Below are 13,643 nucleotides of genomic sequence, written 5' to 3' on the forward strand. Positions count from 1 at the left end.
GATTGCTAACCTGCTGTTACTGCTCTGTTTCCAGCTCAGTGAACATGCCAGCAAATAGTGGCGAACTGAGATAACGCTCGGCGGCACTTGGTAAAATTGTGACAATCGTCTTATTCGCAAACTCGGGGAGCTCGGCAATTTTGTTCGCGGCGACAACGGCTGCGCCTGATGAGATCCCACCTAGGATACCTTCTTCTTCCATCAAGCGGCGTGCCATGGCAATCGCTTCATCTGAGCTCACAGAAACGACCTGATCAACTAACTTAATATCCAAGTTTTTTGGGACAAAGCCGGCGCCGATGCCCTGAATTTTATGAGGGGCCGGTTGTACGTCTTGGCCAGCAATAGTTTGAGCAATCACGGGTGACTCCGCAGGCTCCACCGCGACGGTGGTAATGGCTTTCCCTTGCGTGTTTTTGATATAGCGGCTCACACCGGTCAGTGTCCCCCCGGTGCCGACACCGGCAACAAACACATCGATTTCACCGTCAGTATCTTCCCAGATCTCAGGGCCTGTGGTCTTTTCGTGAATTTCTGGGTTGGCTGGGTTGTCGAACTGCTGGAGCATAAGATATTTACCAGGCGCTTGCGCCATGATTTCCTCTGCTTTCGCAATTGCGCCTTTCATCCCTTTAGGCGCTTCGGTGAGCACCAATGTCGCGCCCATCGCTTTAAGTAGCTTACGACGCTCAAGGCTCATCGACTCTGGCATGGTAAGCGTCAATTTATACCCGCGTGCTGCGGCAACATAAGCCAGCGCAACCCCGGTATTACCACTCGTAGGTTCAATCAGCTCAATGCCTGGTTTCAGGGTGCCTTTTTTTTCCGCATCCCAGATCATGTTGGCACCGATGCGGCACTTCACACTAAAGCTTGGGTTACGTGCTTCTACTTTTGCTAACACATTCGGCTTAGCAACACGGTTTAGGCGTACCAGTGGGGTATGGCCAATTGTTTGCGTATTGTCTTCGTAAATCTTGCCCATTGTATCGTTCCTTCATGACACCGATTTAAATTACTGCTCCAAGCATATCGCTAATGCCTGTTTTTGAAAGGATCGGTTGGTTATATCTTATTGTGAGTGTGAAAGCGTAAGGGGCGCTAATTACGCCCCAACTGCTCTTTATGGCGATCGACCCACATGGCGGTTGCACCACATACTGCGGCAGGCATGACGATGAGATTCAGTAAAGGTGTCATAGTAAACAACATGACGACTGCGCCAAAGCTCAACGAGGTGCCTCGCTGTTGTTTGAGAGTATCGCGCATGGTTGGGAAAGCGACCTTATGGTTATCGAACGGGTAGTCGCAATACTGAATGGCCATCATCCAAGCGCTAAATAAAAACCAAAGCACAGGGCCTAAGGTTTGGCCAATGGCGGGGATCCAAAGCAATAACAATAATCCGAGTGCTTTGGGTATGTAATAGGTTAGCTTTTGCCACTCGCGCTTCATAACACGCGGTACATCCTTGATAAGTCCCGTGATCCCATCGTCGGGCGCGGGGGCACCGGTGAGTTTCGCTTCCAGATGCTCAGACAATAAGCCGTTGAATGGCGCCGCAATCCAGTTAGCGAGAGTACTGAATGCGTAGGAGAACACCACTAAAATCGCAATCACGACCAAAGGCCAAATCACAAACGAGAGCCAGGATAACCACTCAGGTAGCATAGCCATCCAGTGATCGAGCCATTCACTAAATTGTGAGAGTAAATAGATAAACGCCCCGCCAAGTAGCAGCACATTTACGAGGATCGGAATGATCACAAAGCGGCGTAATCCGGGTGTCATCATTAATGAAAACCCCTGAAAAAGGTAGCCCGCGCCGCTTTGAGGACGAGGGCGTGTCGCGTTGTTCATTGTTTCTCCTTGATGGTTTACGGTATCGACTGACGGTTTGCGGTTATAGTATGGGGGAGCCATGGCGATGACAATGACCCCATAATGGGAAAGTTTACGGATTTGTGTGTCTCGATTCGTTAAATTCTTCCCAACTTTTGATACAGTTAACTAAGTTGACCATGAACGCATTGCGTCAGCCATCGGGCCCCGCTTATGATTCCACTAACGTTTGCAAAGCTGTCGGCGTTGTGACATAAGCTAATCAAAACGCTGAACATAGATAGATTTGAGAATCAATGATGCAGGAATTGCGCCTTGTACTGATTGTTTTGGGAGCATTAGCAATTGCAGCTTTGCTGTTGCATGGTCTCTGGACAAACAAGAAAGAAAAGACGACCAAGTTCGGCGAAAAGCCGTTGGGAAAACTGGAAGACGATAACGACGCGCAAAAGTTTGACCAAGACGGTATTGGTGCGGTGAGAGTGGTCAGTAATACTAAGCATGGCAATGAAAAGCCCGCGCGTCAGGAGCCTGCTGTCAGCTTCGGCGACAAGCCTGATGTTGATCCTCTATTTGCCGGTGACACTCAGGTGGCGTCTGACTCAGAACAAACGCTTTACCCGTCAATGTCGGCAACCGATGATGATCCTAGCTTTGCCTCTGCGTCGGTTGCCTCCAATGATGGCGACGAGACAGGAGAGACAGAAGCTGCCAATATCGCCTCCGCGCAACCAGAAGCGGAAACAATGCATACCGACGGGGCGACTCAAGCTGAGGTTGATGAGCATGAAAGCCACGAGCGTGCGTCAGAAAAAACGGCAACCCAAGCCGATGAGCCCGACGATACCGAAGTATTAGTCTTACACGTGCATGCCAATAATAATGCGGTATTTAGTGGTTTGGACTTAATTCCGACCCTTGAGCAATATGGACTGCGCTTTGGTGACATGGGGATTTATCATCGTCATTCAGACTTATCTGGCAGTGGTAAGGTTCTATTCAGCGTCGCGAATATGGTCAAGCCCGGCACCTTTGATGTGAGTCACTCAGAGAGCTTTGAAACGCCTGGGATCAGCTTTTTTATGACGCTACCTTGCTACGGTGAGCCAGAGCAAAACTTTAAATTGATGCTGCAAACGGCACAACAAATTGCGGATGAGTTGGGTGGATTGGTATTAGATGATGCCCGCTCAATGATGACACCATCACGCCTTGACGAATACCGTGAGCGAGTGAAAGCCTTCAACGCCTCGTAACGCGCTTAACACCGATTGATGATTGCTTAGACGGACAGCGGGACATGGCTCCCGCTGTTGGCGATTTATCGATATACTTGCCTGCAACTCTGCTGATACGACGAACCAAACCATGGCTTACAGTAAACAACAACTTGATGACATTAAGCATCAGCTCAACTATCACGCCTACCGTTATTACGTTGAAGACAGTCCTGAGCTGCCCGATGCCGAATACGATCGTTTGATGCAAACGTTGCTGGCCATTGAAGCTGAGCATCCTGAATGGGTGACGTCAGATTCGCCTAGCCAGCGTGTAGGCGGCGCGCCACTGAGCGCTTTTGAAACCGTTACCCATGAGCTGGCGATGTTGTCGCTTGGTAACGCGTTCAGTGATGATGATCTCGTCGATTTTGAGCGCCGAGTCAAAGACAGACTCGGTAACACTGAACCCGTCACCTATACCTGTGAACCAAAGCTTGATGGCTTGGCTGTCAGCCTGATTTATGAAAACGGTGTATTGGTGCAGGCCGCGACGCGAGGCGATGGGACCACGGGCGAGAATATTACGCACAATGTAAAAACGATTCGCAATGTCCCATTGACCTTGCAAGCAGGGGATTGGCCTGAGCGTTTAGAAGTGCGTGGCGAAGTGTTTATGCCGAAAGCAGGCTTTGAAGCGCTTAATGAGGCAGCGTTAAAGCGTGGCGATAAAACCTTCGCTAACCCACGGAACGCTGCGGCGGGTAGCCTGCGTCAACTTGACTCGAAAGTCGCCGCCAATCGACCGCTGAGCTTTTATGCCTATGCGGTGGGCGTGATGTCGACACCGTTCGGAGAAGGGCAGAGCGAGCGCTTAAATAGGCTTAAAAAATGGGGGCTTGCCCTGAGCCCAGAAGTAAAACAAGTGTCGGGACTTGAGGGCGTTAAAGCCTACTACCAAGATATTTTGGCCCGCCGTGATGATCTGCCCTATGAAATTGATGGGGTGGTGATCAAAGTGGACAAGATAGCCAGCCAAGAAACGCTCGGATTTGTTGCACGGGCACCACGCTGGGCGATTGCCTATAAATTTCCGGCACAAGAAGAAATCACCCGCCTCAACGATGTTGAATTTCAAGTTGGCCGCACGGGCGCTATCACCCCAGTGGCGAAGCTTGAACCTGTTTTTGTCGGGGGCGTGACGGTGAGCAACGCGACCTTACATAACGGTGATGAAATAGAACGTTTAGGCGTGCACATTGGCGATACTGTGGTCATTCGCCGTGCGGGTGATGTGATCCCACAAGTGGTTGGCGTCGTGGAAAGCCGGCGTCCGGCGCAGGCGAAACCGATTGTGTTTCCCGACGCCTGTCCGGTCTGTGAGTCGGCCGTGATCCGCATTGAGGGTGAAGCGGTCGCACGCTGCACCGGCGGGCTTATTTGTCTGGCTCAGCGTAAAGAAGCGATTAAACACTTTGCCTCACGCAAGGCCATGGATATTGACGGCCTAGGCGATAAAATTGTCGAGCAGTTAATTGAAAAAGAGCTGATTGAAACGCCTGCCGATCTCTTCACCTTAACCCCAGGGCGTGTGACGCAGCTCGATCGAATGGGGCCGAAATCGGCGCAAAATTTGGTTGATGCGTTGGATAAAGCCAAAGCGACGACGTTATCACGCTTTATCTATGCGCTTGGGATCCGAGAAGTCGGTGAAGCTACCGCGCAAAATCTTGCCCTGCATTTTAAAACCTTAGGCGCTCTGCGTGCAGCGGATGAAGAAGCACTGATTGCGGTACCTGATGTGGGCGCCATTGTCGCGGGCCATATCGTTCGCTTTTTTGCTGAGCCACATAACCAAGCGGTTTTAGATGCGCTGCTCAACACCGGCATTCACTGGCCAGCGGTGAGTGCGCCATTAGACGAACAGGCACAACCGCTGGCGGGGAAAACCATTGTGCTGACCGGTACGCTATCGCAAATGTCACGCACCGATGCCAAAACGGCGTTACAGGCACTGGGCGCGAAAGTGACCGGCAGTGTCTCGGCAAAAACCGATATGTTGATCGCCGGTGAAGCGGCTGGCTCTAAACTGACGAAAGCACAAGATCTTGGCGTAACAGTCCTCGACGAAGACGCGATGATCGCCTTAATCAACCAGTAGTTTACATGGCCATGTGCAGCCTCTGCGCATGGCCTGATTGTGGAATTTACCTGGACTGGTAAACTAACCGTTACTCATCATTCTCAGCACTGGGATAGGGATCCTAATGACTATCAAAACCCGCTTTGCCCCCAGCCCAACCGGCTTTTTGCACGTGGGCGGTGCACGTACCGCACTGTATTCTTGGTTAGCAGCACGCAGCCAAGGCGGTCAATTTGTCTTGCGAATTGAAGATACTGATATCGAACGTTCAACCCAAGAAGCGGTTGATGCTATTTTAACCGGCATGGAATGGTTAGGTCTTGATTGGGATGAAGGGCCGTACTACCAAACCAAGCGCTTTGATCGTTATAACGAATTAGTCGATCAGTTGCTGGCCGAAGACAAAGCCTACAAGTGTTATGCGCCCAAAGATCTTTTGGACACCATTCGTGAAGAGCAAAAAGCGAATGGCTTAAAGGCACGTTACGATGCTAATCACCCCAAAGTGGTTGAAGCAAACAGCCAAGCCAAGGCGGATGACCCGCATGTGATCCGTTTCCGCAACCCGAAAGAGGGTAAGGTTGTTTTTGACGATAAAATTCGTGGTCGTATTGAGATTGCCAACAGCGAGCTTGACGATCTGATTATTCGTCGAACGGATGGCAGCCCAACTTACAACTTCTGCGTCGTCGTGGATGATTGGGACATGGGGATCACCCAAGTTGTCCGCGGCGAAGATCACATTAACAACACGCCGCGCCAGATTAATATCTACGAGGCACTGGGCGCGCCCGTTCCTGAGTTTGCTCATTGCTCGATGATTCTAGGCGACGATGGCGCCAAATTGTCTAAACGCCACGGTGCGGTCAGCGTCATGCAGTACCGTGATCAAGGCTTCTTGCCGCAAGCGTTGCGTAACTACCTTGTGCGTCTTGGTTGGTCGCACGGTGACCAAGAGATATTTTCAATGGAAGAAATGATTGAATTTTTCTCATTAGGAGCGATCAGCAAGTCGGCGTCAGCGTTCAATACGGAGAAACTGCATTGGTTGAACAACCATTACATTAAGCATGGTGATCCGGACGAGGTCGCTAAGCACTTGCAGTGGCATCTTGATCAACAACAGATTGACGCTAGCCAAGGCCCTGCCTTGACGGACGTCATTGGATTGGTTGGCGAGCGCTGCAACACCCTGGTGGAATTAGCCGCACAAAGCCGTTACTTCTACCAAGACTTTGATGAAATAGACGCGACCGCCGCGAAAAAACATCTGCGTCCCGTCGCTTTAGAGCCGTTGCAAGTGGCAAAAGGCAAGATTGAAGCGCTGGATGATTGGACGGTTGATGCCCTGAAAGCGGTGATTGCCGATACATGTGCAGAGCTAGACGTTGGTATGGGTAAAGTCGGCATGCCATTGCGTGTTGCAGTCACGGGTGGCGGTCAATCCCCATCTGTTGATGCGGTGATGCACCTGATTGGTAAAGATCGGGTAGTTGCCCGCATCGACCAAGCGATCAAGCTGGTTGAAGCGCGCGCAGCACAAAGCTAAATCCGGTTATCTTGAAGACTAGGTACGTTAGTCTGATGACAAAAGATAAGGGCGCTGAATGTCAGCGCCCTTTTTAATGGATGAAGGTTGGGGGATTAGTGCTTTTCTTCTTCCATTTGCGCACTGTCAACAATATGGTTTTCGCCCATTTGGCGCGGGAGTACTAAGTTGAGCACAATCGCTACCACACCACATAGGCTAATACCTTGCAGGCTAAAATCGCCAATGCCAAACGCCATGCCGCCGATACCAAATACCAAGGTGACGCCAACAATGGCAAGGTTACGCGAATCATGTAGGTCGACTTGATTACGAATTAACGTATTGAGCCCGACGGTCGCAATAGAGCCAAACAGCAAGATCATAATCCCGCCCATCACTGGTAAAGGAATGGTAAGCAGCATTGCCCCGAGCTTACCCACAAAGGCGAGTACGATGGCAGTGACCGCCGCATAGGTCATGATTTTGGGGTTAAACGCTTTGGTCAGCATTACCGCGCCCGTCACTTCACTATACGTGGTATTGGGTGGCGCGCCGAACAGTGAAGCGGCAATGGTTGCGGCACCATCACCGGCCATCGTGCGGTGTAGGCCTGGCTTTTTCAGGTAGTCTTTACGGGTGACATTAGAAATGGCCAGCATATCGCCTACGTGCTCAACGGCAGGCGCGATGGCGACAGGGATCATAAATAAGATGGCATTGATGTTAAACTCTGGGAGCGTAAAAGCAGGCATCATCAACCAGCTCGCATTCGCAACTTGAGTAAAGTCAACAATACCAACGACGAGGCTGGCAACATAGCCCACCACAATCCCTGCCATAATCGGGACTAATTTGAAAAAGCCTTTCGCAAACACACTCACTGCAATGGTCGTGAGCAATGACAGCAAAGAGATCCAGATAGCCATGTCCCCCGCAATTAACTGCTCACTCCCATCGCCAGTTTTACCGAGTGCCATATTCACGGCGGTGGGAGCCAACCCAAGGCCGATAACCATAATCACAGGGCCAACTACAACCGGTGGCAGGAGCTTGTGAATAATATCCACGCCTTTAATCCGAATGATGGCGCCCATCAATAAATAGATCACACCGGCTGCCATGAGGCCACCCATGGTGGCGGGAATACCAAAATTGTTGACGCCGTACAGAATGGGAGCAATAAAAGCAAAGGAAGAGGCAAGGAAGATAGGGACGGAGCGGCGGGTGATGACTTGGAATATCAGGGTACCGATCCCGGCCCCAAAGAGTGCGACGTTCGGGTCGAGCCCGGTTAACAGTGGCACTAACACCAAGGCACCAAATGCGACGAACAGCATTTGTGCCCCTTGTAAAACTTGCAACATAATCTCACCTCCAAAAAAAATCGCGCAATGCTAGCACAAAGCGTTTATGTGATTCCCATCATGTTTTTAAATGTGAGATCGGTAGCAAATAAATGATGTAACGGATTTCATTTTAATCCATATGCAAACATAGTCAGCCTCATGATCGCTTGCTCGCCTTGATGGCATCGAATCAAGGCTGTTTGCTGGTGGTGCGATCCCCTTTGTCCTCTCTTTTTTACAATTGAGGATTGCTGAACCTAGCGCTATCCGCTTATGATCGCTGGACGCCCATTTATCTATGTGGAAAAACTATGAATCGATTTTTGTTGGCCCTTATTGCCTGTGTTTGGTTGCCAAGTGCGATGGCAAGCCCCCTTTATCATGCCAGTATCCCGCTGGATAATGGCGCGCAAACCTCACAACAAGCGGCAAAAAAACAAGCGCTGATCGCGGTACTGACTAAAGTCTCGGGACAACGCGAGGTGTCGGATAATCCTGCGGTCGAGCAAGCGCAGCAAGACGTTGATGGTTTCATCTCTCAGCTCGGATATGGAGAAAGCAAGGATCAATCTGATGGTACCGCACAGCGAACACTCGAAGTCGGGTTTGATAGTCAAAAAATTCGCGCCGTGCTGCGCCAGGCAGGGTTGCCCTTATGGGGGAGTCCTCGCCCAGCAGTATTAGTGTGGCTTGTCGATGACCGTGATGGCGACCGGCAAATTATTTGGGAGCAAAGTGGGCGTCCTGTGATTGACCAACTACGTGATGCAGCGGCCATACGCGGCCTGCCGGTGTTAATTCCGGTGGGTGACTTTGATGATTTGATGGCGATCTCTAGCAGTGATCTGTGGGGCGGCTTTATTGATCCTGTTGAGCAAGCCAGTCAGCGCTACCAGCCCGATGGCATTGTGATCGGAAAGTTGACTGAGCAAGGGATCCGTTGGCAATTCTTCCCCGATACCAGTGACATGCAATTAGATCAAACTCGCGGGCAAGCCAATAATGCCCAAGCCATGATTGATACTATTGCTGATTACTATGCCGAGCAAACTGGTGTGGTACTCGATAACGATGATGAGCGTGCATCGCTTCAAATTGCCATTGCAGGCATGGATAACGGCGATGACTATGTCGATCTTGAGCGCACATTAGCGGGGTTAAATGCGCTACAACAGGTGCACTTAGCAGAATTAAACGATGATACCCTGATTTTCGATGTACGTTTAGCGGCCTCTCAACAAGCACTAATCAACGAGCTCACCGCCAATCGACATATTCGCTTGATGACGCCTCAAGAGCGTGAGGCACGTACGATGGCACCCGCTGAAGAGCAAGACAGCACGATGTCAGAGGACAAGAGTGAGACTGCTGTATCCGATACTGATAGTGACAAGCAGACAACCGAGTTGTTGTTTGCTACCCCAGCACTGACGGATAGCCGCGATGCCGATTCAACCGACAATCAACGCCTGTGGTTTGTGTGGACGTCTTAATCTGACCTGAAAAGCAATAGTCAAACATAAAGGCTAGCGACGACCGCTAGCCCTTTTGTGAATAAATAGTACGACGCCAAGCAATCAGACTCACCAGGCCACTGATAACAATCCACATCCAAAGCGGTCCGTTTCCCCATTGACGATAGGGTGTCAGCCCCTGTGTTTGAGTAATTTGTGTGGTTAAAACTTGCGTCTCAAATTGTGGCAATGAGGCGTCAATCTGACCGCGTTCATCGACTAAAGCCGTCACCCCGTTATTGGTGGCTCGGATCACGGGTAAGCCGAACTCGAGCGCGCGCATACGCGCAATTTCTAGATGTTGCCAAGGCCCAATAGAGCGCCCAAACCAGGCGTCATTCGAGAGGGTAATAATGGCGTCGCTACTGGCGGTGAGGTTTTCACGGATTTGCGCGGGAAACGCAATTTCATAACACAGGGCGGTAATGTATTCCCAGCCGTTCGCAGGCAAAGCCGGTTGAATCGCTTCGCCTGGGGAAAATGACGACATGGGCAGATTAAAAATCGGCGCCAAAGGACGAAGCAGTGACTCAAACGGCACAAACTCGCCAAAGGGGAGTAAGTGATGTTTGCTGTACTGGGCGGGTGCTGGATACTGATAGCGCGGCGTTTTTGCACCGAGCGCGAGCACATTATTAAAATAGGTGCCATCCTCACGCTGATCGAGCGCCCCCGTGATCACCGTGGTTTGATTGTGCTTGCCCGCTTGGTCCAGCTGCGAAAAAAAGCGGGGGAGATCTCGCTCTAATGCGGGAATGGCGGCTTCTGGCCAAATCACCACGTCACTGTCCCAATGTTGACGGGTTAAATCCAGATACTTCATCAAGGTTGGCCAGCGTTGGTCGGCGCGCCACTTGAGTGCTTGAGGGACGTTGCCTTGGATCAGTGAGACCGTTTGCTGCTGATCGGTTTTGGTTGTCCACTTGACCGACCCGAGCCCTTCACTGACGGCAAAAAGCCCTATGATAGCGATCATACCGAAGAGGCGAACACGCCCCTGCCATTGTCCCCAATGGGGGGTCACCAAGGCGGCTAAGCCCGCAAGCGACACCAAGACGAGCGTGATCCCTTGTACACCCAGTACCGGGGCGATACCCGCAAACGGGCTGTCTATTTGGCTATAACCTGGCCATAACCAGGGAAAACCGGTAAATACCCAGCCTCTTAGCCAATCAACCACTAACCACAAGGCAGGTGCCAGCATCGTCCATTTTATGCCCGCTTGCTTGATGGGTGATTTATGTATCAGCCAGCCGAATAGCGCGGGGTAAAGCGATAAATAGACGATAAGCAGTGCCATCAAAAACAGGCCTGCGATCACAGGCATCCCGCCAAAATGGTCAATACTGACATACACCCAGCTTACCCCAGTTGTAAACTGGCCGAGCCCCCAGCTAAAACCTATCCAAGCCGCGCGTTTGGGCGAGGAAGCAACTTGCAGAAGAAGCAACAAGCCCCAGAGTGCGACCAACATAAAGGGCCAATAGGAAAAAGGGGAAAAGGCGAGGGTGGCGAGCGCACCAAAAAGGGCAGCCAATAATGGCTGCCCCAATGGGCGTAAACGGTTAGGCGTTTTCACTGTTCGATTCGCTACTGTCTGGAATGGTGACTTGTAGCTGAATGATACGACGACTATCAGCGGCCGTCACTTTAAAATGGTAGTCACCAATGTCGACTTCTTCACCACGATCAGGAAGATGACCAAAACTGGTCATAACCAACCCACCGATAGTGTCTACCACGTCATCTTGGAACTGGGCGCCAAAATGCTCGTTAAAGTCTTCTAAGGTGGTCAGTGCTTTCATCGAGAAGGTATGGCGACTGAGTTGGCGAATCTCTTGCTCTTCCTCATCGTCATACTCGTCTTCGATCTCGCCTACAATTTCTTCGAGAATATCTTCAATGGTGACAACGCCCGATACCCCGCCGAATTCATCGATGACGATCGCCATGTGGTAGCGTTCTTCTTGGAACTCTTTAAGTAGACGGTCAACCCGCTTACTCTCTGGTACCACCACAACAGGGCGTAAGACCTTTTCGATGTCGAAATCTTCAGCATCGGGGCGCAGATAGCGCAACAAATCTTTCGCAAGCAAGATGCCTTCAACATGGTCTTTGTCATCACTGATCACAGGATAACGTGAGTGTTGGGCATCAATAATAATATTAATGATCGCTTCCAATGACTGCGATCGTTCAACGATTACCATCTGCGAACGGGGTATCATGATATCTCTCACACGCATGTCAGAGATTTGCATCACACCTTCCAGCATATCCCGGGTGTCCTGATCGATCAGGGCGTTTTGCTCTGAGTCGCGAAATACGTCCACCAGTTCTTGTCTGTCTTTTGGATCAGCTTGGAAAAACTGACCCAGCCGTTCGAAGAAGGTCTTCCTACTCGGACCGTCTGCGTTTTGCGAATTATCGTCGTTCATTCAATTTCATTCAGTTAGTTAACGCTCAATGAAGTCATTCGCATAAGGGTCACTGACCCCCATGGTTGCCAGGATCTTTCGTTCCAAGGCTTCCATTTGCTCGGCTTCATCATCCTCAATATGGTCGTAGCCCAATAAGTGTAAGCTACCATGGACGACCATGTGTGCCCAGTGATCCATCAGCGTTTTGCCTTGCTGCTGTGCCTCTTGCTCAACAACTTGGCGACATACCACCAGATCACCGAGTAAATCTATGTCTACCCCAGGAGGTGCTTCAAAGGGGAAAGATAACACATTCGTCGGTTTATCTTTGCCACGATAGTCGCGATTTAAGCTCTGGCTCTCACCTTCATCCACAATCCGGATCGTCACTTCCGCTTGAGGCTTGGCTTCGCGTATTGCATGTTCAAACCAAGCTTGAAGCTGGTCATCACTGGGCAGCCCCTGTTCGTCATCACAGGCGACCTGGACATCGACGTAATAGCTCATGATGGGTCCTGTGGTGGGATAGAGGTTGGTTGCACCGCGACTTGCTGTGCTTCACGCGCTTCTCGGCGACGTGCTTCAGCCTCTTTGCGTGCCTTCGCATCTTCTGCTTCCCACTTATCATAGGCCTGAACAATACGGGTAACCACTTGGTGGCGCACCACATCGTCGGCTTGGAAGAAGTGAAAGCTAATTTCATTCACGTCAGACAGCACTTCAATCGCATGGCGTAGCCCTGAGCGGGCATTGCGCGGTAAATCGACTTGGGTAACGTCACCGGTGATGACGGCCCGTGAATTAAAACCAATCCGAGTCAGGAACATTTTCATCTGCTCGACCGTGGTGTTTTGGCTTTCATCTAGGATGATAAAAGCATCATTCAAGGTTCGGCCACGCATATAAGCCAGCGGTGCTACCTCGATCACATTACGATCAATCAGTTTTTCGACCCGCTCAAAGCCAAGCATTTCAAACAAGGCATCGTACAAAGGGCGCAGATAAGGATCGACTTTTTGGCTGAGATCGCCGGGCAAAAAGCCCAGTTTTTCACCGGCCTCTACCGCAGGACGTGTCAGCAAAATACGGCGAATTTCTTGGCGTTCCAGCGCGTCTACCGCGGCTGCGACGGCGAGGTAGGTTTTACCTGTGCCCGCCGGACCAATGCCAAAAGTAATGTCATGATTGACCATATTGGCGATGTATTGCGCCTGATTTGGCGTGCGCGGTTTAATCACCCCTTTTTTGGTCTTGATGTTAATCTCTTTACCGTAAGGGATGCTCGATTCGGTGTTCTGTTCTAACACGCCAGACTCTTTGATCGCCAAATGAATGGCTTCGGGCTCAATGTCGGGCGAACTGCCACGCACGGGGGCCGTATCCACATACAGCCGCTTTAAGATGTCGACGGCGGCGTTGGCGGTGTGGGGTTTGCCCATCACCGTAAAGGCATTATGGCGGTGGCTAATTTCAACACCCAAGCGGCGCTCTAGTTGTTTGATATTATCGTCAAACGGGCCACATAAGTTGGCAAGACGGGTGTTGTCGGCAGGTTCTAATGTAAGGTCAAGAGAGATGATTTTAGACAAGATTATCCTCGCTTTCGGCGCCGGTCACCCGACGCCGTTGA

The 13,643-nt window shown here is 50.9% G+C and carries 11 protein-coding genes; 4 read left to right on the forward strand and 7 right to left on the reverse strand.

Annotated elements, in window-relative coordinates; genetic code table 11:
* Nucleotides 1-16 precede the first annotated feature (16 nt).
* Nucleotides 17-985, reverse strand: coding sequence for a cysteine synthase A (cysK, locus tag BZG78_RS06825; RefSeq protein ID WP_077461598.1), 969 nt, complete (start codon nt 983-985; stop codon nt 17-19).
* A gap of 116 nt (nt 986-1,101) precedes the next feature.
* Complete coding sequence (cysZ, locus tag BZG78_RS06830) at nt 1,102-1,860, reverse strand: sulfate transporter CysZ (protein WP_025744477.1); 759 nt, start codon at nt 1,858-1,860, stop codon at nt 1,102-1,104.
* Nucleotides 1,861-2,138: 278 nt separating this feature from the next.
* Between cysZ and zipA the strand changes: the two genes are divergently transcribed.
* The 3 genes from zipA to gltX all read left to right on the forward strand — a co-directional run bounded on the left by zipA (nt 2,139) and on the right by gltX (nt 6,751).
* The gene (gene zipA / locus BZG78_RS06835) at nt 2,139-3,098 is read left to right on the forward strand and encodes a cell division protein ZipA (RefSeq protein ID WP_077660750.1); all 960 of its coding nucleotides are present in this window, start codon (nt 2,139-2,141) and stop codon (nt 3,096-3,098) included.
* Between the two features lie 112 nt (nt 3,099-3,210).
* The gene (gene ligA / locus BZG78_RS06840; RefSeq protein ID WP_077660751.1) at nt 3,211-5,220 is read left to right on the forward strand and encodes an NAD-dependent DNA ligase LigA; all 2,010 of its coding nucleotides are present in this window, start codon (nt 3,211-3,213) and stop codon (nt 5,218-5,220) included.
* Nucleotides 5,221-5,326: 106 nt separating this feature from the next.
* Nucleotides 5,327-6,751 carry a glutamate--tRNA ligase gene (gltX, locus tag BZG78_RS06845; RefSeq protein ID WP_077575935.1) on the forward strand — a complete coding sequence of 475 codons (1,425 nt, stop codon included), beginning with the start codon at nt 5,327-5,329 and terminating at the stop codon, nt 6,749-6,751.
* Between the two features lie 95 nt (nt 6,752-6,846).
* Here gltX and BZG78_RS06850 read toward each other — a convergent pair whose 3' ends face one another.
* Complete coding sequence (locus BZG78_RS06850) at nt 6,847-8,097, reverse strand: uracil-xanthine permease family protein (protein ID WP_077647135.1); 1,251 nt, start codon at nt 8,095-8,097, stop codon at nt 6,847-6,849.
* Between the two features lie 293 nt (nt 8,098-8,390).
* Between BZG78_RS06850 and BZG78_RS06855 the strand changes: the two genes are divergently transcribed.
* Nucleotides 8,391-9,572, forward strand: coding sequence for a DUF2066 domain-containing protein (locus BZG78_RS06855; RefSeq protein WP_077660752.1), 1,182 nt, complete (start codon nt 8,391-8,393; stop codon nt 9,570-9,572).
* Between the two features lie 46 nt (nt 9,573-9,618).
* Here the strand turns inward: BZG78_RS06855 and lnt are convergent, their stop codons facing one another.
* From lnt to BZG78_RS06875, 4 genes are read right to left on the reverse strand one after another with little or no spacing between them, the layout of a single operon-like run.
* The gene (lnt, locus tag BZG78_RS06860) at nt 9,619-11,172 is read right to left on the reverse strand and encodes an apolipoprotein N-acyltransferase (RefSeq protein ID WP_077660753.1); all 1,554 of its coding nucleotides are present in this window, start codon (nt 11,170-11,172) and stop codon (nt 9,619-9,621) included.
* A complete protein-coding gene (gene corC, locus BZG78_RS06865) occupies nt 11,159-12,031 on the reverse strand; it encodes a CNNM family magnesium/cobalt transport protein CorC (RefSeq protein ID WP_025744481.1) in 873 nt (290 codons plus the stop codon). Before corC ends, lnt begins: the two co-directional genes overlap by 14 nt.
* Before the next feature lie 18 nt (nt 12,032-12,049).
* Nucleotides 12,050-12,520: an rRNA maturation RNase YbeY gene (gene ybeY, locus BZG78_RS06870; protein WP_025744482.1), complete on the reverse strand. Its 471-nt coding sequence runs from the start codon at nt 12,518-12,520 to the stop codon at nt 12,050-12,052.
* Complete coding sequence (locus BZG78_RS06875; protein WP_101494535.1) at nt 12,517-13,605, reverse strand: PhoH family protein; 1,089 nt, start codon at nt 13,603-13,605, stop codon at nt 12,517-12,519. Before BZG78_RS06875 ends, ybeY begins: the two co-directional genes overlap by 4 nt.
* Nucleotides 13,606-13,643 lie beyond the last annotated feature (38 nt).

The organism is Salinivibrio sp. MA351, from assembly GCF_001996065.1.
Lineage (GTDB): Bacteria > Pseudomonadota > Gammaproteobacteria > Enterobacterales > Vibrionaceae > Salinivibrio > Salinivibrio costicola.